Source organism: candidate division WOR-3 bacterium, from assembly GCA_039802205.1.
Lineage (GTDB): Bacteria > Hydrothermota > Tepidihabitantia > SM23-42 > JAOAFX01 > JAOAFX01.
In genome coordinates, this window is record JBDRWD010000045.1 from 1 (window position 1) to 22290 (window position 22290).

Sequence of the window (22290 nt, forward strand, 5' to 3'; positions counted from 1 at the left end):
TTGATTTGGTTTCTATGGTTAAAAATGGGAAAAAGAAATTGTTAAGCAGTTTCCGATTGGGTTTAGAATTATTGGATAAGCTGGATTTATCCAAATACCCGTGGCTTTTTTGTTTCAAAAAGTTATGTCCAACCGAAGATTAAAAGTGAGGAGTACTCAGTATTTAACATTCTTTACAAAATTTTATTTTTTTATATAATCTTTATTATGGAGATTGCTTTAAGAGTGGAAGATTTATATCGTTCCTTCAAAATCCATTTCTGGGAAAAGAAAAAGGAGATATTAAAAGGGATTTCTTTTGAAGTCTATAAGGGTGAGGTCTTTGGCTTCCTGGGACCGAATGGGGCAGGTAAGACGACGACGATTAAATCCATAACCGGCTTGATAAAACCGGACCGGGGAAAGATAGAAATATTTGGTTATCCGCCCAATTCCCTAGAGGCGAAAAAGCGGATTGGGTTCTTACCTGAGTCTCCTTACTTTTATGAACATCTGAGTGGTTATGAGTTTTTAAAAATCCATTCCCTGCTTTGCAACGAATATACAGACAAAAATCGGCTGTGGGATTTGCTGGACCGGGTTGGTTTGAAAAAGGCTGCAGATTTACCTTTGAGAAAATATTCCCGGGGTATGCTCCAGCGGATTGGCATTGCCCAGGCACTGGTGGGAAATCCGGATCTGTTGATTCTGGATGAGCCATTGACCGGTTTGGACCCGATTGGCAGAAAGGAGATAAAAGATCTGATTTTGGAATTAAAAAAGCAGGGAAAGACGATCTTTTTCTCTTCCCATATCTTACCCGATGCTGAGGCGGTGTGTGACCGGATTGGGATAATTATTGAGGGCAGAATCATGCAGGTTGGACCCCTGAATGAACTTCTGAAAAAAGGCACCCGGACCGATGAGATAACCCTTGAGGAATGGTTCTTTGAACAGGTCAAGGGAACAAAACAAAGCCGGGAGATAAACGAATTGGAACCGGAGGTCAGGAATGATTAATCGGGTGATGGCGATACTGGAGAATACCTTCAAAGAGGCCCTCCGGCAGCGGATAATGCTTTTATTAATTATCTTCAGCATCTTGCTCATCGTGGTTTCCATGTTCTTAGAGCCATTTGCCCTGGGCGAGTCGCCCAAACTCCTGCGCGACTTTGGCATGGCAGTCGCTTCGCTCTTCGGAATTTTAGTGGTGATCATCATTGGTTCCACCCTGATTCATAAAGATATTGAAAAACGAACGATTTATACGGTCATCGCCAAGCCGGTGAAGCGGAGTGAAATAATCTTGGGTAAATTCCTCGGGCTTTTCTTATTGATTGCGCTATTAGCCGGAGCGATGGCACTGATCCATCAACTCGTGATCTTGGTTTATGAAGGAAGGTTTGATCTTTCTATCCTGCTCAATCTCCCATTTTCGCTCATTGAGATTATGGTGCTTTTGGGGATTCTGTTGCTATTTTCATCGTTCTCTTCTGCCACTTTGACCTCAATAATGGGCGTGATATTTTATGTCATCGGCCATGCAAGCCCGGATTTGAAACTATTTGCCGATACGGTAAAGGTTCCGGCATTGAAATACCTTGCCTATGGGTTTTATTATATTTTGCCTAATCTGGAAAATTTCAATCTTCGTTTGGAATTGGTCCACAAATTACCGATATATACGGACCAGTTGTTATTTTCACTCTGCTACGGATTGATTTACACAATTTTTCTTCTTTATCTGGCGGTTTTAATCTTTGAACAGCGGGAATTTAAATGAGGGAATAAAATAATCAACCAATGGTTAGGAATCTGGTGCTAATCATTTTATTACTTCTCCTCATCGTAAACTTTTCTTACCGGATTGATTTAAAGAAGACCCACCATGAATTAATCGGCGAGTTGATGTATTTCCCTTCTGGTTTAGCGGTTAAAGCACTCTCTTTGGGCTTTTATGTGCCCCTGGCAGATCTGGTCTGGTTGCGCTTCATTCAATATTATGGCGAACACCGGATGACCGACGCCCGTTTTGACCTGATGCACCATATCCTTGATATCCTGACCACCCTTGACCCATATTTCGTCCACGCCTATACGCTGGGTGCCCTGATGCTCACCCATGATGCCAACCGCCCTGACCAAGCATTCGCCCTACTAAAAAAGGGGATGCAGGCGGATTACAATGAATGGCGGACACCATTCATTTACGGATTTATAAATTATGTTTTTTTAAGAGATTACAAAAAAGCTTTAGCATATTTACGTATTTCGGCAAGTAAACCTACAGCGACGGATATGCCCAAAAGATGGGCCGCTTATATTGCCCTCAAAAGATTACGTGATACAAGAACAGCCCTTGCTTTATGGATTGATTTATATAATAATGCGAAAAATCCCGAAGAGAAAAAGATTGCCGAGATTTACATCCAGGAGGCAAAGATGGAGCTGGATATTGAGTATCTTAATAGAAAAATTGACGAATTCGTAGAAAGATTTGGTCGGGCACCTTTCTCTCTTAATGAATTAGTGACATATGGAATAATCGATTCATTGCCCAGGGAACCACATGGAGACCGTTATATTTTAAAAAACGGGAAAGCATTTTCCACATGGTATTATAAGAAACTAAGATAAATTTAAGAAATTCAAAATTTTAACGAATGGTCTAATTTAATTGTGTCCCCATTCTCTACCTCGTGAGCGCTGACAAAAAATTTGATTTTTTTGTTGCCCAATTTAAGATAATGTGGTGCTGCGGAATCGCCCGGATAGGGCGTTATCAGGTAAAAATGACCGGCCGAGTCCACTGTGACCGAGTCCCGGTATGTAAAAACCAATCGACCGACTTTAACATCATGTGAATATACCACACTTTTATGGTTTTTTAATTGCCCAGTTATTACCGCGCCTTTCACATATTTATAGATCATTATATCAGGCGAAAAATATCGGAGCTGATAATGACGATAAGGTTCATAATATCGTCCGCCATGATAAAAACCGCTGCCATAGAATACAAAGAGTCTCATGATCGTGGTTGAAACTGCCTGCTCATTGGGTTCCATTATCGTCTCAATGTAGGATCCTCTTTTTACATAATAGAGGTTTAAATATTTTTTGACATCCATTCCCAAGTATTTAGTCGATAAATACAAAACCCGATGTGGCTTTATGACATGGATGTATTTACAGTTTAGTCCTTCGATGATTTCATTGGCTGCTTTTTCTGTCTCTGTAAGGTAATACATGTTGGTCAAATTAAAGTTAGGAACATCATCCCCAAAATTTGAAGCAGTCACAGGACGTTTTGCCAGATATACAATATAGTGACCCTCATCCCAGAAACACATCACACCATATTCTGGACGCTTGATCGGTGTTGAGTAATAACTGGTGATCTCGGTGGAATCGCGGAGCCAGTAACAGGCATTTATCTGGGGGATGAATGGGTGCACTTGTTGATCGGTGGTGGGATGGGAAAGATAAGAAATAAGAATATCTTTGAAATTTACCAGGGTCAACAGGAGCACAATGATGATACCCCAGATTTCTCCTTTGATAAATTTCCCTTTGAAGAATTTATATACCTCATAGAGAAAATAAGAAAAGAGCATGGCATAAAACGGGACAAACCAGGGTGTGTAACGTAAAGTAAAAAGAGACATCACACCGGCAAAGATTGTGAAAATAGTAAAATAGGATATGGCTCTTCGGGATATGGTGATTGAATTGCTCTTTCTTAAACCATTTAAAATAAAAACTCCCAACATAATGGGCCAGAAGTAATATCCGCGGCCAAAATAGATATGAATCCGCTGTGGCACCAAAATTTCTGCCATTTCATACATCGGCTGGAATTCAATGATCGTCTTATGCCAGGGATTTTTTTTGAAGATGAAATTTAGTCCGGCAGTGAGTGATGGATACTTGAAATAGAGCAGAAAAAAGGTAATAATAATGATACCACCCAACATGATGGAGATCGCGACTTCTCGGCGTCGCACAAAATATTTGAGAAGTAAAACCATCATTGCATACCCTAATAGAACGATGTGGAGCAAAGAGAGTCCACGATAGCTAAAATAACCACCAATATAATAATTATTGAGACTGAAAGGTAAAATTGCCAGAATCACCAGGAAGAATGACCAGAATGCCGGAAGTTCATCTTCAAAAAGAAAAAGGATTAGAAATACTAATCCACAAAAAAGGATTGAACCCTGCCAGGAGAGCAAGGCAAATCCCATGGCAAATCCAAGAAAGATCGACCGTTTTGAGGTTTTTAAATTACTAACCAAAATCCCGAAAAGCAAAAGCAAGGAAAGGGCTTCAACAATATGATGGTCATTATATCCAAGTTGTGACCAGGCCAACAATCCGGGCATCAGGCTGGTAAAATAGGTGGCAAAGAGGGCGATTGTTTCGTTGAACAATTTTCTGGCTATTAGGTAAGTGAGAAAGATAAATACTAATCCATAAAAGACTGGATAAAGTGCACATGTCCATTCGAGCTGGGCAGTCGTTGGTTGCCCCTTAAAGATCAACCAGATAAACCCTGCAATTAAATAATCATAGAGTGGTGGCCAGATACAATATGCTCCAGTAGGGTAGGAGATATAATAATCAAAATTTTCGAAATGGGGGAAATGTTTTACCAAAATTTCGGTCCGGCGAGCATGATAGAATGGATCAGGGGTGACGAATAAGATTCCCGTCTCAATTTTTTTACCCAAGTCGGGCAAAATCCTTACCGCCAGAGCAGTGAGTAGAATTAGTAATAATATGATAAATTTAACGGTGGGTGATGACATCTTTTATTTTCCATCCCCCAGGAGTCAAAATAAGCCGGTCGCCCGTAGTAAAGGATTTCCAGGTTTGGTTTCGCTGGGAGTAAAATTTGACTCGATAGGTTAAAATGGCTTCTTTTTTCCCGAAATTTTTGCAAGATAAAAAAGTGTCTACTGCGAGAGATTCGATACCCGGTGGTATCTTAAAGATTGAGGTTGAATCGAAATTGGTTTCGTTGAAATCGACAAAACAGGATAAGGCATTTTTGTAATCTCTGGCATTGAGATATCTCCAGTAAGTCATGATAGTCTTTTGCGGTGTTGCAAATTCAGGATTAGGGAGTATTTTATCCTCTTTATGGCACATAAATGTGGTCAAAAGAATTAGCAAAAATAATCTGCTATTTACCATGAAAGATAAAAAGGGCTGGAAATAAATGACCTTCCAGCCCTTAGCTTAATGATTTATTTGAGGATTATTATTTTGCCACACCCGGACTCAGAATCAGAGGCAATATACCTTTAGCACCATCGCCGTAGATGATATATGTTGCTGCAGCGTTTCCAACAGTATTACCCGGGTCATTGGCATAAAAACTAACACCAATGTTCGTATTTGAATGGGTATAGCCAGTGTATACTCCGTTATTTACTGCATCGTTTGAAGGATAGAATGGATTCTTAACATTGTCAGGAAGGATTGAGTTGTTGCCGTAGGTTGGGTTAGGCCTTGTATTCTCGGCAACACACATATTGGCATCCGGTCCGTTTGTCGGATAAGCAGTATTGATCTGGATAACGGTGGTGTTTAAATCCGCGGGATAGGCATCAGCACCCCGGGTGTTTAAATCTTCCACTGCAGTCTGGAGGGTATGCATATTATTCTTTAGGGATGATTCCTTGGCTCTTTGCTGCATTGCCATAAAGTTCGGAATAGCAATCGCAGCAAGAATACCGATGATCACGACCACGACCATCAACTCAATGAGGGTGAAACCCTTTCTCATGATTTACCTCCTGTTTCACGCCGTAGCTATGAACGGCGTAAACATTGTTTGGTCAGTGGTTCTTTGGACCACTTGACCTGACCTCTTCTCGTGCCCCAGAATGTGCATGGTTGCTTGCGCAACCCTATTTCAAGGTTGAAGATTTTTCAACCTTTTAATTTTTCGGGCTTTGGGGCACATCCAGACAGAAGTTTCTTCAAATCCGGCGCGTTAGACCAGAAAGCCCGTTTGATAACATTCTGACAATCCTCGTAACATTATAATCACCAAGTGAGGATTGTCAATAGTTTCAAAGACCTTAGATCTCGGGACCGAAGCCCTTAATCCGTTTTATTGCTTCTACTAGTAATATATGCAAAATTCGTGCCCGCATTCATTCCAAAAACTTTTGAAATTTCAATAATTTTTTTATTGTAAAAGTCTCATTCTGTATTTTCTGTCTCATTTTGCGACACTTAAGTCTCGTAAGGGTTTATAAAAATGTTCGGGGTTATGGTTTATCTTTTTCGTCCCTTGCTTTATCCAGGGTTTTTAGTTTTCGATACAGTGTCGCACGGCTTATGCCCAATCTCTTCGCAGCCTCGGATATATTCCCTTTGCATTCCTTCAGCGCCTTTTTTATTTCAATATCTTCCAGTTTCTTTAATGGTTCAATTTTTATGCCGGGAAGGTTGATATGTTCTGGTTTGATATAATAGGAATCGGCAAGTATCGCCGCCCGTTCAATGATATGTTTCAATTCCCGGACATTACCGGGCCAGGAATAGTTTTGTAAGGATTCAATTGTGGACTTTAATAATTTCTTCTCGCCCAAATTTTCCTTTTCACATATCGACTTCAAAAAGTATTCAGCGAGCAAGGGGATGTCCTCTTTGCGCTGCCGCAAAGGTGGCAAAGTGATGGGGATTACATTCAACCGGTAAAATAGGTCCTCACGAAAACGGCCCTGTTTGACTTCTTCATAGAGGTCCTTATTCGTTGCAGCGATGAGTCGAACATCGACCTTTATTGGTTTTGTTGCACCCAGGGGCACAATTTCTCTCTCTTCCAGCAAACGGAGAATCTTCATCTGGATTGAGGGTGGAGCATCCCCAATTTCATCAAGAAAGAAACTACCTTTGTGAGCCACCAGGAAGAGTCCATCTTTATCGGTCGTGGCACCAGTAAATGCACCCTTGCGGTAGCCAAATAATTCGCTCTCCAAGAGAGTTTCCGGGAGTGCAGCACAGGAGATGGTGACAAAATTATAATTCGCCCGCTTTGACCGGCGGTGGATTTCCCGGGCGATCAATTCCTTGCCGGTGCCTGATTCACCCATGATCAAAACCGTCGTATCAGTCTGGGCGATCTTATTTACAAGATTTAAGATATTTTTCATCACCTTGCTTTCACCGATAATCTCCGCCGGTCTTTCGCGTTCTTTTTTTAAGTTTGCCTTTATCCGATTAATGATTTCATCAATTCCAAATGGTTTCAAAATATAATCACTCGCTCCATCTCTCAGGGCATTTATTACCGATTCCATAGAACCATAAGCGGTTATGAAAATCACCGGGAGATGGGGATAAAGAAGACGGACATTCTTTAAAAATTGAAAACCATCCATGCCCGGCATCCGGATATCACTGATTACACAATCAAATTTTTCGGATTTTAACTGGTTCAGGGCAATGCGTGCTTCGGTAGTGGCAAATACTTCAAAGCCATGCTCCTGGAGGGCGAAGGAGAGCCATTTTATGAGACTTTCTTCGTCATCAAGCAACAAAATTTTGGGTTTCATAAAGCCGTGTTACTTTTTCCGGCGGCCAAATACTTCTTCCAGCACTAATTTTAATTCGGGAGTAAAGGTGAATTCTCGCAGCGGACCTTTTGATCTTACCCCTAATTCCGGAATAAGATAGACCACCCCGAAATCCTTCAATCCTATCGGCATGGAAAATCCTATTTGATGCTCGGTGATACCCTTTATATACCAGGGATTGAAAGTATAATATAAACCAAACGGCATTCTATTCACATTCAGTCGGAAACGATTGGTCGGATTATACATGGTGGTAAATGTGTGTTCAAAAAGCAGGGCAAATTCCCAATCTTTAAGTCCATATTCCACACCCATACCTAAGACCTGGGGAAGTTGATAGGTGGTATCAATAGATTTGGAGATAAGTACCTGCCCGAGGCCTTCATAGTAAATTCCAAAAATTGAAACCTTTACTCCGGCACGGAAAGTTTCACCCTTATTTCTATACAAAAATGTATCAGCGATGGAATAACCCGCACTGGTATAACGCCATATCTCCCGAGAACTGCCATAAAGATAAGAAGCCCGGCAGAAAATTTCGGCAAACTTAAAGGTTCCATTTAACTGGAGATACAACTCTTCAATCCCGCCCCTGCCCTGTACATACATATCAAGATCCTCATTGTGGGCATAGATGTCAAATGATTGATTGAAACGCTCTTCACTTCCCAGAGAAATTATCATATCTTTAACCACTGGAATTTTCATATTAAAGAAAAATGGATTGGTCCAGAAGATGCTCCGGATATCCTGGTCTTTGTTGATGATATTCCATTCCGGTTTTAAAGAAAATTCAATCCGGGCGCGATTCATCTTTCCTAAGAAGGGTCGGACAAGGATTGCGCGTTCTTGTCCCAGTCCTTCAATGGAGAAGATCGAGGCAGTAAAGAGCCCAAATAAAATGAGATTCATTTCCACCTCTTAAACCAGATGGTTAGAATCAAAATCATCGTTCTTCAGGCGGTTTGATGTATCCCACCTTCAAATGATGGGAACCGGTCACAAGTCTAATGTTCGCGATCTCATAATTTTCCGGCGAGAGATACAAGAACAACCCGAAGTTGGAATCGGGATGGGCGATGATGCGCTGCACATACTGGACTATGTCCAGAGTGAAGAGGGTATCACTTAATGCAAATTTTTTTAAAGCAATCGGCGGACTGAGTTCAGTATCAAATCCGGTGAAGGGTTTGAGAAGATATTTTACACCAATTTCAATTGTATCACGCCTTCCATAATGGTCGCTTGCCCGGAAGGTCAATTCGCCATACAGGGCTTTGGTATCATTGAGGAGTGTGTCATAAACAAATTTTACATAATTGCGAAAAGAGACCCCGCTTCCCAGCCAGTCTTCCCAATAAGGGGGCAGGGTGTCAATCTTTACAATATGGCAATCAGCCTGGAGAGGGATAGTGGTGATTACTCCATTCTTAACCAAAAGAAAACGCGGTGGGCGATTGGATTCTCGGGAATAGAAAAAAAAGAACCCGGTGTCAGTGGGCACCAGAATTATTCCTTTACCCTGGCGGATTCGTCCCAGGTCAAGATAGTTAAAATAGACAATGACGGAATCCCCTTTTACCAGTCCCATTCTTAAAGACTCCGGTTCAAAATCACCGCCGGGATTGGTCCATAACTCCGTGTTATCTCTTTTATACCAGGTTGCCTCGGTTTCCACAAACTCACTCGTCAGGACATGGATACTGAACATTATTGTATCATTGCGGAAATTTTTGTTTTTGTATAAAACGAGTTTTATCTGATCCAGCCCCTGATAGGTGGTGTCGGTAAAATTAAACTTCAACAGGGTGCGAGCTTGATATTTTTGATCCTTACCGATTATTAAATTTTGTGCAGCACCAAGGGGGATGACTTTGGATTCGGTAAATGAGACATAAAGGGGGAGATTCAAGGTTTGGGCTGTAAAATTGCCCCGGACACTTATTTCCTCTTCACCTAATGGAAGTTTATTGCAAAAGATGAGAAAAAGAAAAATCAAACCAAACCATTTTTTCATACCATTAAATATACCAAATTTTTCCTTAAAGTCAAGGTCATTGCTCAGTCAGCCCACTCCACTTTTTGTCAAGTTATTTTTATGACACTGAATTATTAGAGCCCCACCCTTCAGGGTGCGAGATACCCTAAGATTTAAAAACATTTCTCCGCAGTCTAAAGCCTGCGCCTACCATTCTACCGGTTACCACCCGAGAGAGAATCGCTAAAGCCTTGCCCTACAAAACTATCCAACGCTAAATCATTGAATACCCTTACAAATCCCATGAGTTTTATAGTTTCTTTACAAAATATAAAAAATATGGAGAGGACTCAGCATTGCTCATTAAAGGAGAGCTTGACTTTGAGTGAATTTTGTTTATAATTGAAACCGGTTATGAAAAAAATCCTCCAGGCAACCGATATAAAACGAATCATCACCCGAATTGCCCGCGAGATTGTGGAAAGAAATAAAGGGACAAAAGATTTAGCCCTCATCGGTATAAAACGGCGTGGTGATATTCTTGCCCAGCGTATCGGAGCGGAGATTGCTGAGTGTGAGAAGGAGAAGATTCCCATTGGGGCATTGGATATAACCTTATACCGCGATGACCTCCAACTCGTTGCCGAAACACCAATAATTGAGGGGACAGACATAAATTTTGATATAAACAATCGGGTCATCGTGCTCGTGGACGATGTGCTCTTCACAGGGCGGACGATTCGAGCAGCGATCGATGAGATTCTTGATTTTGGCCGCCCCAAAAAAATTCAACTGGCAGTTTTGATTGACCGCGGACACCGAGAACTACCCATCCAGGCAGACTACATCGGTAAAAAGATTATCACCACCGAAAAAGAGATCGTTGATGTTTATCTTAAAGAAGTTGATGGCCAGGATTTGGTCTTTATCCATCGGAAGGCAAAGCCCAGAAAGATCAAGGTGAAGAAAGGTCGGATTAAAATTGTCCATCCACCTAAACCCAAGATTGAGCAATTAAGGATTACGGATAGGCAATGAATCCGAAAAAGGACCTTTTGGGTATCGAGGGTTTGACAAGTAAAGAGATTTTAAATTATCTGGATACTGCCGAAAAATTTCTTGAAGTATTAGACCGTCCAATACCGATCATCCCGGCATTGCGGGGTAAGACAATACTCACGTTGTTTTTTGAGCCCTCAACACGCACTCAGATATCTTTTAGCATCGCGGCCAAGCGACTATCCGCTGATGTGGTGAATTTTTCAGCGAGCGCCTCCAGTGTAAAGAAAGGCGAGACACTTTTGGATACCGCCCGTAATATTGAAGCGATGAAGGTGGATGGGGTGGTAGTCCGGCATTATGCCTCGGGTGCCCCGAGAATTTTAGCCGAAAATTTGAATGCCTTTGTAATCAATGCTGGTGATGGGACCCATGAGCATCCAACCCAGGCATTGCTCGACATCATGACGATGCGCCAGCATTTTGGTTATATTAAAAATCTCAATGTCTTGATTGTCGGCGATATTCTCCATTCGCGGGTTGCCCGATCCAATATCTTTGGACTAAAGGCATTGGGCGCAAATGTCGCCATCTGTGCCCCACCCACGCTTATTCCAATGGATATCGATAAATTGAATGTGGAGGTTTACTATAATCTGGATGAGATAATCGGCGATTTTGATGTGGTGATGGCACTGCGCATTCAACTGGAGAGACAAGAAGCAGGACTCTTTCCTTCGGTCCGCGAATATCGAAATCTATATGGGTTGACCAGGGAGCGGGTAAAAAAGATGAAACCCAATAGTATCATCATGCACCCGGGTCCGACCAATCGGGGTGTTGAGATTGACCCGGAGGTTGCAGATGGTCCGAAATCAGTCATTTTGAAGCAGGTCAAAAATGGGGTGGCGGTACGCATGGCAATATTATTCATCCATGCCGGAGGGAAGATTGAATAGAATTTTACTCAAGAACGGCCGGGTGATTGACCCCAAATCAAAATTTGACCGCGTTGCTGATGTGCTGGTTGAGGGGAATAAAATCCAGCGCATCGAAAGAAATCTTAAAGCAGAAGGTGCCAAGGTTATTGATGTCACAGGAATGATCGTATGCCCAGGTTTTATTGATCTCCATTGTCATCTCCGCGACCCGGGTCGGCCTGATGAGGAGACAATTGAGAGCGGTGCCAAGGCTGCGGTTGCGGGTGGCTTTACCACCATCTGTTGTATGCCGAATACCGAGCCACCGATAGATAACGAAGGGATTGTGAACTACATCATAAAAGAGGCAGCAAGGGTCAATCTCTGTCGGATATTTCCGATTGCCACTATTACTAAAAAACGGGAAGGAAAAGAGATCAGCGAATTTGGCGAACTGGTAAAAGCCGGCGCTAAGGGTTTTTCGGATGATGGGAATACCGTGCGCGATGCCCGGGTTTTGCGCTATGCCATGGAATATTCCAAGATTTTTGATATCCCGATATTTGAACATCCCCTTGACGAGGACCTCAGCCGGGGTGGGATGATGAACGAGAGTGAGGTTTCAACCCGGTTAGGGCTGGCAGGTTCTCCAGCGATCGCCGAAGAGATAATCGTTGCCCGGGATTTGATGCTCGCAAAATTCACCGGTGCCCGACTACATCTCTGCCATATCTCCACGCGTGGTTCAGTAGAACTCATCCGGCGGGCAAAAAAGGAGGGGATAGAAGTTACATGTGAGACCTGTCCCCATTATTTCTTCTTCAATGATACAGTTCTGGAAAGTTATAATACAAATTATAAGGTCAATCCACCATTGAGAACAGAGATCGACCGCCGGGCAATAATTGAGGGACTGCGTGATGGCACGATTGATTGTATCAGCACCGACCATGCACCACATACCCAAGCCGAAAAGGAATTGGAATTTGCCGCTGCACCCTTCGGCATGATCGGTCTGGAGACAGCATTATCCATGATCATCATGCAGTTGATAAATGTAGAAAAATTTTCCTGGTTTGAAGTTTTGGATAAATTGACAGTAAAACCCGCACAGGTGATAAAGGAAAAGACGGGTGTATTAAAAGAAGGGGCGATTGCGGATATCGTGGTGATAAACCCCGAAATAAAATGGCGGTTGACGCCTGAGAATATAAAGTCTAAATCGCTTAATACCCCACTTTTAAATAAAGAACTCACGGGTCGAGCTGAATATGTTTTGGTCAACGGTGAAATCAAATACGAGGCGAGTGCCTAATGGATGAAATAAAAGATGTAAAAGATATTCCCGCGGTTGATAAAATTTTAAACTTCCCGGAACTAAGAGATTATGTTGAGAGACTGGACCGGAGATATCTCGTCCAGATCGTCCGGGAAAAGACCGAAGAATTTAGAAAAAAGATATTGAATGGAGAAAGATCGCAGATTGCAGAATTGAAAAACTCCATTGTTGATGAAATAAGAGAATTGCTTCAGCCTTATTATACTTATGCGATCAATGGTCTGGGTGTCATTCTCCACACCGGTCTGGGCCGGGCACCATATCTTGCGTATATTGCCAATACCATGCTGGAATTGAGTGCGGGCTATTTTAGATTGCAGATCGATGAAGAGGGGCGGCGTGCTGACCGCTATCAGCGAATAAGCCGATTGCTCCAGTTGCTCACCGGTGCCGAAGCCGGGATGTTTGTGAATAATAATGCCGCAGCCACCCTCTTGATCCTCAATACACTCTGTAAAGGTAAAGAAGTGATTATCTCCCGGGGGCAGTTGATCGAAATCGGTGGTTCGTTCCGGATTCCCGAGGTCATGGCGCAGAGTGGAGCAATATTGAGGGAGGTGGGTACTACAAATCGGACACATTTGAAGGATTATGAAACAGCGATTAACGAGAATACCGGTGCCCTGTTGCGGGTACACCAATCCAATTACCGGATAATTGGTTTTACCAAAGAGGTGCCGCTGGAAGAGCTCGTTTCACTGGGTAGAAAATATAATCTCCCGGTGATCGATGACTTGGGGAGCGGTGCCCTGATTGATTTTTCAAAGTATGACTTACCAAAAGAGCCGCTCGTCCAGGATAGTATCAAAATTGGTGCGGACCTTGTCTGTTTTAGTGGTGACAAACTCCTCGGTGGTCCCCAGGCAGGGATCATCGTAGGAAAGAAGGAATATATTGAACGGTTGAAGCGCAATCCCCTGACCCGGGCATTGCGCTGTGATAAGGTGACCAGCGCCATATTGGAAGCAACTCTTCAATTATTTCTCTATAAAGAAGAATTGATCATCGAGAACCACGGCGTGATGGAATTGATCTTAAAACCGATTTCCAAAATAAAAAGTCAGGCCCGTTGGTGTCTTAAACGGCTGGAGAACCTACCGGGATTAAAATGTAGTATTGAATCTTCGGTCTCGGAAATCGGTGGTGGTTCGCTGAGTACCGAACAACTCCCTACCTATGTTTTAGCAATCAAACCAGAAAAGATGCCGGTTGAAAGACTTGCCCGGGCAATGAGGTTGAACCGGCCACCGATATTTGGTCGGATTGAAGATGACCGGTATCTGCTCGATTTCCGGACAATTTTTGAAGGTGAGGAGAGGCCGATTGTTGAAGCCCTGAAAAGAATCATAGGTTGATGAACGAGGTTCCCAAAAAACATATCGTTATCGGGACTGCCGGGCACATCGACCATGGCAAGAGTGCATTAATCAAATCCCTTACCGGCACGGATCCAGACCGATTAAAAGAAGAAAAAGAGCGGGGTATGACGACGGATTTGGGTTTTGCTTTTTTTGGTGATGATGTGACGATCATCGATGTGCCAGGGCATGAGAAGTTCGTGCGCCACATGCTCGCCGGTGCCAGCACGATTGATTTTGTATTACTGGTAGTCGCTGCCGATGATGGGGTCATGCCCCAGACGATTGAGCATTTTGAAATCCTGAAATTGCTCCAGATAAAAAGGGGTATAATCGTCATCACCAAGATTGACCTGGTGGATCAAAAGCAGATTGATAGGGTGATCGCGGATATCAAAGCACTGACCGCGGATTCTTTTCTCGCAGATGCCCCGATTGTGCTTGTTTCCAACCAAACCGGTGCTGGGATTGAAGATTTAAAAAGATTATTGAAACAGTTGATCGATCAGACCGAGCCTAAAAAGGATAAGGGAGTTTTCCGAATGCCCATTGACCGATGTTTCACCATGAAAGGATTCGGCACGGTCATCGCTGGCACAGTGCTCTCCGGGCGGATAAAGGTAGGGGATACTGTAGAACTTTTACCTCAAAAAAAAGAATTGAAAGTCCGAGGCATTGAGGTTCACAATAAAAAGGTTCCAGAGGTCGGAACCGGTTTTCGGGCAGCAATCAATATCGTGGGTGCAGAAAAAGAAGAGATTGAAAGGGGTAATGTCATTGCCCAACCCGGATTCTTTCTGCCTTCTTTATTTATGAATGGTTCGCTTTATCTATTGAATTCTGTCCCACCGTTAAAGAGTTTTACCCGGATAAGACTTCATCTGGGAACCGGCGAGTTCATCGCCCGTGTGGTGCTCTTAGAGAAAAAGGTCCTGGAACCGGGAGAGAAATCCATGGTTCAATTCCGACTGGAATCGCCTGCAGTCTGTGATATTGGCGACCGTTTTGTGATCCGGACCTATTCGCCACCGATAACAATCGGTGGGGGTGTGATTCTGGAACCCAAGGCAGAGAAGATAAAAGGGTTTGATGAGGAGATTTTAGACCATCTCAAGAAACTGGAAACACAGGAACCCGCAGTCATCGTGGAGGAAGAGTTGAATCGCAGTCTCACGATACCCCTGAGGGTTGAGGAGATTGCCCGGGAGGTAAATCTTCCGGTGGAGAGCGTTAAGGAAATCGTTAACGGATTGCTCGAGAAAAAAACAATTGTTCTTATTGATGAGAAGCGAGGACTTTATTACTCGAGCAAAAATATCACCAAACTGGAAGAGATGATTAGGGAAATTTTAAAGACCTTTCATAACGAAAATCCGACGCTCGTGGGCATGGCGAAGATTGAATTGATGAATAAATTGCCTAAGGGATTGGACCATACGCTTTTCAATTTCTTGATTGATTCGCTGGTGAAGAATTCAAAGATTAAAGCAACTGCTGATGGAAAGATAAGCCTCTTTGATTTTCAGGTGAAGGTGGATGAGGCATTCGCAGAGATGGCAAAGAGAATTGAGAAGATATATTTTGAGGCAGGATTTCAGACTCCAACGATAGAGGCGATCATTGTACAGGGGATTGGTCCTGTGGAACTTATCAAAAAAGCCTATCGTTATCTGCTGGATAACAAAACATTGATCAATGTGGGGGAGGGGGTGGTATTCCACAAAGAACGAGTAGAAGAAGCGAAGAATAAATTGTTGAATTTTTTGAAAGAAAAAAAAGAGATAAGAGTTGCCGAATTCCGGGACCTGTTAAACGCCAGCAGAAAATACGCATTACCCCTTTTGATATATTTTGATTCCAAGGGCATAACTATTAAGAGGGGTGAGGTTAGGGTTAAAGGACTTGGCGGAGGCGTGTAGGAATCGAACCTACCGTCCCCCTTTCGAGGGACAACCGGGTTTGAAGCCCGTCAGGCACACCAGCACCCATCCGCCTCCGCACTGCAATTATATCTACCCCTTTGGCTTTGTCAAGAAGCCATGGAATTTTTTATGTTTACTTTTTGCCGATTTTGATTATAATCTTTTTAATTTTGGGAGGTGACTATGAGAAAAATATTGATATTCGGGATAGTCTTGTTTTTCGGGTGCGGGCAGAAGAGCACGACGCAAGGTCCGATTAAGAAAAATCCTTATCTCCACATCGCGGTAAAGAATTTTGGCGAGATTGTGGTCCGACTTTATCCGGATGAAGCACCGAAGAATGTAAAGAATGTCATGGAACTTGCCAATAAAGGATTTTACAACGGATTGAAATTTCACCGGGTGATTAAGGGGTTTGTGATTCAAGGTGGTTGTCCTAAAGGCGATGGAACCGGAGACCCTGGTTATGAGCTTGAAGATGAGATATCACCGAAACTGAAACATCTAAAAGGCACCGTGGCGATGGCGAACCGAGGACCCAATACGAATGGTTCCCAATTTTATATATGCCTTGAACCCCAACCCCGGCTTGATGGCCGCTACACAATCATCGGTGAGGTTGTGGAGGGAATGGCGGTGGTGGAAAAAATCGGTGAAGTCCCCACTTCAGGTCCACCTTTTGACCGTCCTTTAGAAGATGTTATAATGGAGAAGGTCTGGATCGAAGAACATTAGTCGCCAGCCGTGAATGAAGATATGCCTTGTTTCTGACCCCTATTATCCTTATCCTTCTGGGGTTTCTGAATATACCCACTACCTGGCGAAATATTTGCGACGATTAGGACATACGGTCAAAATTCTTACCACCCATTATAAAGAGGAAGTTCCGGAACCGGATGTTTTCCGGGTAGGCAGGGTTTTTTATATACCGATGAATAAATCTTTTGCGACCCTTTCGGTAGGCTGGGATATACCGCGCAAGGTTAAATATTTTTTGGAGCAAGAGAAATTTGATGTAATCCATACAATGGGACCATTCCCACCAAGCATCTCCTTTTTCGCACTCCATTATTCCCGGGCTCTGAATATCACCACCTTCCATTCCACCGGATTTAAGTATTACCGGGCAGGTTCCTATATTTTTAGAAGATTGTTCCAAAAATATATCCGAAAACTCCATGGTCTGATTGCTGTGTCCGAAACTGCCCGCGACACCTTTATGCCATATATTCCGGGCGAATATACCATAATCCCCAATGGAGTAGACCTGGAGCGTTTCCATCCCCGGGTTTTTCCTTTTCCTGAATTTAAAGGGAAAAAAAATAAAATTTTATATTTAGGCCGCCTGGACCGGCGTAAAGGGCTTATTGAACTTCTCAAGGCACTCCCATTGATAAAGGAGGAGTTGAAAGAAGTATTACTAATCGTGGTGGGAAAGGGTCCACTCGAAAATGAATGCCGGAGACTGGTAGCCAATTTAGGTTTAACCGATAGTGTAATATTCAGAGGTTATGCTCCAGCCAAAGAGATCCCATCTTATTATGCCTCCTGTGATATATATTGCTCACCGGCACTCGGGGGAGAATCGTTCGGTATCGTCCTTTTGGAGGCGATGGCGGTGGGCAAACCTGTGGTTGCTTCTCGCATCCCGGGTTATGATCGGGTGATAATCGATGGCTACAATGGTCTTTTCTTCAACCCCCATAATAAAGGGGAGATTGCTGAAAAAATTATTGAAGTTTTGAGCAATGATTCCATTCGGCAGCGATTGATCCGCAACGGGCTGGAATTTGTGAAAAATTATTCCTGGGATAATATGGCGAAGAAGATTGAGGATTTCTATTATCAACGCCTCCATCGGCAAGAAAATTAAACTCGGCGCCGATTGCTTTCGTCAAAATAAGCGAACAAGGAGGTTTTATGCAATGGGTGAGTGGCGGATTGATCCTTTTGTTGGCAGGCGTCACAGCATTTGCCCAGCACTGGTGCCCAAGACATGAAATAAAGGCAAAACCAGAACCCCCTATAGAGATGCTCGTGGATCTATCTCCGGAGCAAAAAACCCAGCTGGAAAACATTCGGATTGAAACGCGCAAGAATATCATTCCCATTAAATCCCAGATTGAGTTAAAGGAAATCGAACTCCAGCAGGCGATGAAAAGCGATAATCCGGACAAGGATAAAATTCTGAAGTTGAGTAAAGAGATTCATGAGCTGGAATGGCAAATTAAAAAGTTAAATATTGAAGAACGTTTGAAGATAAACTCTATTTTGACACCCGAACAGAAAGAGAAGATAAGAATGCACAAAAGGCGGATAATCAAAAAGATTGAGATTGAAGATGATATTGAGAAAGAAGATTGATCAGTAGTCAACCCTCCAGATGGCGAAGTAATAAAAAGAGGTCTCCTCACGGAAGACCTCTTCTTTTTTAAAAAAGCGCGCTAAAAATTGCTGGAATAGATATTTGATATGCACATCCCGGGTGCGACAGGCGAGATATAATTTGGCCGGGGATACGGGGATGTCGATATCCTGCAGGTTGCCCCGGTCTTCAAAAGACTGCCATTTTATTGGTTTAATAAACGGATTCACCAGTTCATAGACTTCTTTATTACATAATAAAATCTCAGCATCATTGACATATTCATAAAGCTTTTCCTGTTCGTAGCGCTGCTGGTTTAGAAATTTCTGGTGTTGATAACTTATTGCGACATCCCCGGCGAGGAGAAATAACACAAGAATTGCTAATAAAGACCTTGGAAATTTTATCCGGATTAATACTTCACTATAGGGTATGAGTAAGAAAGGAATCACCGGTAAAAGATAACGCTGAGCCCGAATCAAGGTTTCTAAAAAATTTTCGCCAGTGTCCATATAATACTGGAGAGAGAAGAAAAGAATAAAGACGATTGCCGGAGTCAAAAAAAGCCATTTTTCGGAAAGGCGGCTCTGGAGGCTAAAAATGAACATCAATGGATAAAGGATATTCAAGAAGATAAAAAATTGAGGAAACATTACCGGTATGTGTCTTAGAGAAAAGCCGATCATACTGGCACCCGCGGGACCAGTTAAAGAATTGGCGATGAGCAGGTGATAGAGTAAAAGCGGTAGTACCCCTAAGACACCACCTAACAAAAATTGTCCAGAAGAGCAGAATTTCTTTTTAAATCCCAGAAAAAGCAAGAGAGAAAAAGGGATTAAAACCATCGGATATCTTATACCAATGGCAAGTCCGAAAATGAGTCCGGCAAGGAAATAAATCTTTTTTATAAAAAATAATAAACCGAGCAGCCCGATGATTGTTGCTGGCAGATCGCTCATCAGGGTTCTGGAGTATAGTATAAAAGAGGGATGGAGTAAAAATAAAAATGCATAATCACGGGGTAGACGATAGTGGTTGAGGATTAAAATCATGGTGATAAAGCCCACAACCATCAGGATGAAACCCCGCAGAAATGAGAAGCGCCAGTTTAGGATGGTAAAGGGTAAAAGGAGGAGGCTGTTGCCAGGTGGATAACGGGAAATAAGACGATGGTCGGCGATTACTGATGCCGGAGCGGAAAAAATGCCAGCTTCATCATAGGCTAATTTAAATTTTTGAAAGGTATAAGCCATGGTGAGATAGGCACTTTCATCAACGATGCCGGTGGTGGGAGGATAAAAAAGAAAGAAGTTCAGGGCAAAGAGAAAAAAAACCATGCTTCTGAACCATTTATTTTGTAGCATAATGTTAGTATATTCTGGATTCATTCACTGTCAAGGATTGTTGATTGACTTTTTTACCAAGATAGTTATAATAAAACCCAAAAGGAGATGCACCAATGGCGATTATTCTTGATGGCAAAAGTTTAACCATTGAAAAACTTGTGGCAATTGCTCGCCACCATGAAAAGGTTGAATTAGCCCCCGAATCTTTGGAAGAGATAAAGAGATGTCGGGCAATGCTGGAGAAAAAATTGGCGGCAAGAGAGATCATGTATGGAATAAATACAGGGATTGGTGAATTATCAGAGGTGGTTCTTCCCGATGAGCAGATTGAGCAATTCCAGAAATACCTTATCTACAACCATGCGGCAGGGATTGGTGAACCGATGCCCATAGAGTATGTCCGGGGTGCGATGGCAAGTAGGATAAATGTCCATGCCAAGGGAAAATCCGCCTGTCGACCCGAGATAACCCTGACGCTGGTGGAGATGCTAAATAAAGGGGTGACCCCGGTCGTCTGCAAAAAAGGTTCGGTCGGTGCTTGTGGTGATCTCGCACCGATGTCACAGATTGCCCTTTTGATGCTGGGCGAAGGCGAGGCATTCTACCAGGGTGAAAGATTGCCGGGTCGCGTGGCGATGGAGCGCGCGGGTATTCCTATTCCGGGATTAAAAGCAAGAGATGGCTTAGCCATCATCAATGGTTCCAATTTTATCACTGCGATCAGTGCCCTTCAGTTATACGATATCAATCGCTGGCTTAAACAGGCAGAGATCGCCTGTGCCATGACCCTCGAGGCATTGATTGCAAATTTAAAACCATACGATGTGCGCGTCCATGAAGTCCGGGGCTTTCCCGGTGCGATTCGTTCGGCAAGGGCGATAATGAAGTGTATTGAAGGCAGTGATCTCCTCACAGGAAAATTTAAAACCAAGGTCCAGGATGCCTATTCCATGCGCTCTTCGCCCCAGGTGATCGGTGCAGCCCATGATGCGGTGCGCTGGGCTCGGGAGCAGGTTGAGATTGAATTGAATGGGGTTGGAGATAATCCTATATTCTTACCCGAGTACAATCTCACACTGACCGGTGCTAATTTCCAGGGAACACCCATCTCTCTTCCAATGGATATGGTCGGTGCTGCAGTCACGATGGTCTGTGTCCTTTCTGAACGGCGCATGAACCGGCTTACCAATCCCAATTTGAGTGTGGGACTTCCAGCATTTTTGACTAAAGATCCCGGTGTCTTTTCAGGTTTTATGCTCAGCCAGTACACCGCGGATATGCTCATCGTGGAACAAAGGATTCTCTCTATGCCTGCCTCTATCCAATCGATCCCGGCAGCCGCAGACCAGGAAGATTTTGTATCCATGGGAATGAATACCGCTTTAAAAAATGAACAAATCCTTGACAATGCCTATGGCATCCTCGGGATTGAATTCATGGCTGCAGCCCAGGCATTGGATTTTCGCGAATTCAATCCAGGTCGAGGGGTGAATGCCGCACGAAGGGTGATCAGAAAATATGTCACTCATCTGGAGGAAGACCGACCGTTATACCCTGACCATAACAAAATGAAGGAGCTCGTCAAATCCTGTGAGATTCTGGAAGCAGTGGAAAAAGAGGTGGGACCGCTGGAGTAATCAACGATAATAATTTAAAGAGATCGCACCGTCTTTTAGTTTTACATACGAAAAATTATCCACCCAATCACCGGTATTGATGTAGAATTTACCATTTCCAAAATTTTTGAAAACCGGGATATGGGAATGGGCGAGAATTACAATATCAAATTCCTTTAATTTTTCCCGCGCAAATCTTTCCAGCATCAGATTCAGATTTTGACTCCGGGGTTGCTGACGGGAGAGATGAGCGATTCCCTGGGCTAAGAATACCCCGAAATCTGGATGGAGCATGCTGTATAAGAAATGGTTGATCTTAGATTGCAAAAGGTTTTCCCAGAACACCGTCCAGAGGCGCCGGTCTATACGATTCCCGTGGGCGAGATAGATTCTTTTGCCGTCTAATTCCACGGTGGCGTCTTCACGGTAAATTGAGAATCCAAGATTTCTCAGAAAGTTACCGATCATCACCTCATGGTTGCCGAGGATGTAATGGAGCTTCACACCCTTTAGATTGAGATGATAAAATGTTGCCAGAACTTTAAAATAGTCTTTGGGAATGGCGATGTTATACTCAAACCAGAATTCAAACATATCACCAAGAATAAAAAGATTTTCTATTTCATCTTTTATCTCATTTAAAAATTTAATTAGCAATTTTGCCCGGGGACTATCATCCTTGCGGATATGGGCATCGCTCAAAAAGATGTGCATAAGATAATTTAATCAGAAATTCTTTGAAGTCAATAAAATTTTGATGATTCAAAGATTCACTGAGTACTCCTCACTTTTAATCTTCGGTTGGGCATAACTTTTTGAAACAAAAAAGCCACGGGTATTTGGATAAATCCAGCTTATCCAATAATTCTA

19 protein-coding genes, 1 tRNA gene and 1 pseudogene are annotated in these 22290 nt (G+C 43.0%); 12 read left to right on the forward strand and 9 right to left on the reverse strand.

The window, feature by feature from the left end; genetic code table 11:
* The first annotated feature begins 207 nt into the window (after window positions 1–207).
* From ABIL39_08965 to ABIL39_08975, 3 genes are read left to right on the forward strand one after another with little or no spacing between them, the layout of a single operon-like run.
* Window positions 208–999, forward strand: a complete 792-nt coding sequence (locus ABIL39_08965; GenBank protein MEO0166253.1) for an ABC transporter ATP-binding protein — start codon at window positions 208–210, stop codon at window positions 997–999.
* Complete coding sequence (locus ABIL39_08970; GenBank protein MEO0166254.1) at window positions 992–1762, forward strand: ABC transporter permease subunit; 771 nt, start codon at window positions 992–994, stop codon at window positions 1760–1762. The genes ABIL39_08965 and ABIL39_08970 overlap by 8 nt, the downstream gene beginning before the upstream one ends.
* A gap of 20 nt (window positions 1763–1782) precedes the next feature.
* Window positions 1783–2616: a hypothetical protein gene (locus ABIL39_08975; protein MEO0166255.1), complete on the forward strand. Its 834-nt coding sequence runs from the start codon at window positions 1783–1785 to the stop codon at window positions 2614–2616.
* Window positions 2617–2627: 11 nt separating this feature from the next.
* Here the strand turns inward: ABIL39_08975 and ABIL39_08980 are convergent, their stop codons facing one another.
* The 6 genes from ABIL39_08980 to ABIL39_09005 all read right to left on the reverse strand — a co-directional run bounded on the left by ABIL39_08980 (window position 2628) and on the right by ABIL39_09005 (window position 9594).
* Window positions 2628–4793, reverse strand: coding sequence for an STT3 domain-containing protein (locus ABIL39_08980; protein ID MEO0166256.1), 2166 nt, complete (start codon window positions 4791–4793; stop codon window positions 2628–2630).
* A complete protein-coding gene (locus ABIL39_08985; protein MEO0166257.1) occupies window positions 4774–5181 on the reverse strand; it encodes a hypothetical protein in 408 nt (135 codons plus the stop codon). The genes ABIL39_08980 and ABIL39_08985 overlap by 20 nt, the downstream gene beginning before the upstream one ends.
* A 67-nt stretch (window positions 5182–5248) precedes the next feature.
* Entirely contained in the window at window positions 5249–5776 is a 528-nt protein-coding gene (locus ABIL39_08990) for a type II secretion system protein (GenBank protein ID MEO0166258.1), read from the reverse strand.
* A gap of 490 nt (window positions 5777–6266) precedes the next feature.
* The gene (locus ABIL39_08995; GenBank protein ID MEO0166259.1) at window positions 6267–7556 is read right to left on the reverse strand and encodes a sigma-54 dependent transcriptional regulator; all 1290 of its coding nucleotides are present in this window, start codon (window positions 7554–7556) and stop codon (window positions 6267–6269) included.
* 9 nt (window positions 7557–7565) lie between these two features.
* Complete coding sequence (locus tag ABIL39_09000) at window positions 7566–8489, reverse strand: hypothetical protein (protein MEO0166260.1); 924 nt, start codon at window positions 8487–8489, stop codon at window positions 7566–7568.
* 34 nt (window positions 8490–8523) lie between these two features.
* On the reverse strand, window positions 8524–9594 hold the full coding sequence (locus ABIL39_09005; protein ID MEO0166261.1) for a hypothetical protein: 1071 nt from the start codon (window positions 9592–9594) through the stop codon (window positions 8524–8526).
* A 375-nt stretch (window positions 9595–9969) separates the two neighbouring features.
* On the opposite strand from ABIL39_09005, the pseudogene pyrR reads away from it, so the two are divergent.
* From pyrR to selB, 5 genes and pseudogenes are all read left to right on the forward strand, one after another.
* Window positions 9970–10491: pseudogene (pyrR, locus tag ABIL39_09010) on the forward strand (bifunctional pyr operon transcriptional regulator/uracil phosphoribosyltransferase PyrR).
* 98 nt (window positions 10492–10589) lie between these two features.
* Window positions 10590–11513, forward strand: a complete 924-nt coding sequence (locus tag ABIL39_09015; GenBank protein ID MEO0166262.1) for an aspartate carbamoyltransferase catalytic subunit — start codon at window positions 10590–10592, stop codon at window positions 11511–11513.
* Window positions 11506–12789 carry a dihydroorotase gene (locus tag ABIL39_09020; protein MEO0166263.1) on the forward strand — a complete coding sequence of 428 codons (1284 nt, stop codon included), beginning with the start codon at window positions 11506–11508 and terminating at the stop codon, window positions 12787–12789. The genes ABIL39_09015 and ABIL39_09020 overlap by 8 nt, the downstream gene beginning before the upstream one ends.
* Complete coding sequence (selA, locus tag ABIL39_09025) at window positions 12789–14168, forward strand: L-seryl-tRNA(Sec) selenium transferase (protein ID MEO0166264.1); 1380 nt, start codon at window positions 12789–12791, stop codon at window positions 14166–14168. Before ABIL39_09020 ends, selA begins: the two co-directional genes overlap by 1 nt.
* Window positions 14168–16090 carry a selenocysteine-specific translation elongation factor gene (gene selB / locus ABIL39_09030; GenBank protein ID MEO0166265.1) on the forward strand — a complete coding sequence of 641 codons (1923 nt, stop codon included), beginning with the start codon at window positions 14168–14170 and terminating at the stop codon, window positions 16088–16090. The genes selA and selB overlap by 1 nt, the downstream gene beginning before the upstream one ends.
* Here the strand turns inward: selB and ABIL39_09035 are convergent.
* A tRNA-Sec gene (locus ABIL39_09035) sits at window positions 16075–16168 on the reverse strand. The genes selB and ABIL39_09035 overlap by 16 nt on opposite strands.
* Window positions 16169–16276: 108 nt before the next feature.
* Here ABIL39_09035 and ABIL39_09040 point away from each other — a divergent pair.
* From ABIL39_09040 to ABIL39_09050, 3 genes are read left to right on the forward strand one after another with little or no spacing between them, the layout of a single operon-like run.
* Window positions 16277–16828: a peptidylprolyl isomerase gene (locus ABIL39_09040; GenBank protein ID MEO0166266.1), complete on the forward strand. Its 552-nt coding sequence runs from the start codon at window positions 16277–16279 to the stop codon at window positions 16826–16828.
* Between the two features lie 13 nt (window positions 16829–16841).
* On the forward strand, window positions 16842–17966 hold the full coding sequence (locus ABIL39_09045; GenBank protein ID MEO0166267.1) for a glycosyltransferase family 4 protein: 1125 nt from the start codon (window positions 16842–16844) through the stop codon (window positions 17964–17966).
* A gap of 47 nt (window positions 17967–18013) precedes the next feature.
* Window positions 18014–18457, forward strand: a complete 444-nt coding sequence (locus ABIL39_09050) for a Spy/CpxP family protein refolding chaperone (protein ID MEO0166268.1) — start codon at window positions 18014–18016, stop codon at window positions 18455–18457.
* On the opposite strand, the gene ABIL39_09055 is transcribed toward ABIL39_09050, so the two are convergent.
* Window positions 18458–19822, reverse strand: coding sequence for a hypothetical protein (locus tag ABIL39_09055; protein MEO0166269.1), 1365 nt, complete (start codon window positions 19820–19822; stop codon window positions 18458–18460). It lies immediately after the preceding gene.
* 95 nt (window positions 19823–19917) lie between these two features.
* On the opposite strand from ABIL39_09055, the gene ABIL39_09060 reads away from it, so the two are divergent.
* On the forward strand, window positions 19918–21441 hold the full coding sequence (locus ABIL39_09060; protein MEO0166270.1) for an aromatic amino acid ammonia-lyase: 1524 nt from the start codon (window positions 19918–19920) through the stop codon (window positions 21439–21441).
* Here ABIL39_09060 and ABIL39_09065 read toward each other — a convergent pair whose 3' ends face one another.
* Window positions 21442–22134, reverse strand: coding sequence for a UDP-2,3-diacylglucosamine diphosphatase (locus ABIL39_09065; protein MEO0166271.1), 693 nt, complete (start codon window positions 22132–22134; stop codon window positions 21442–21444). It abuts the gene before it with no gap.
* Window positions 22135–22290 lie beyond the last annotated feature (156 nt).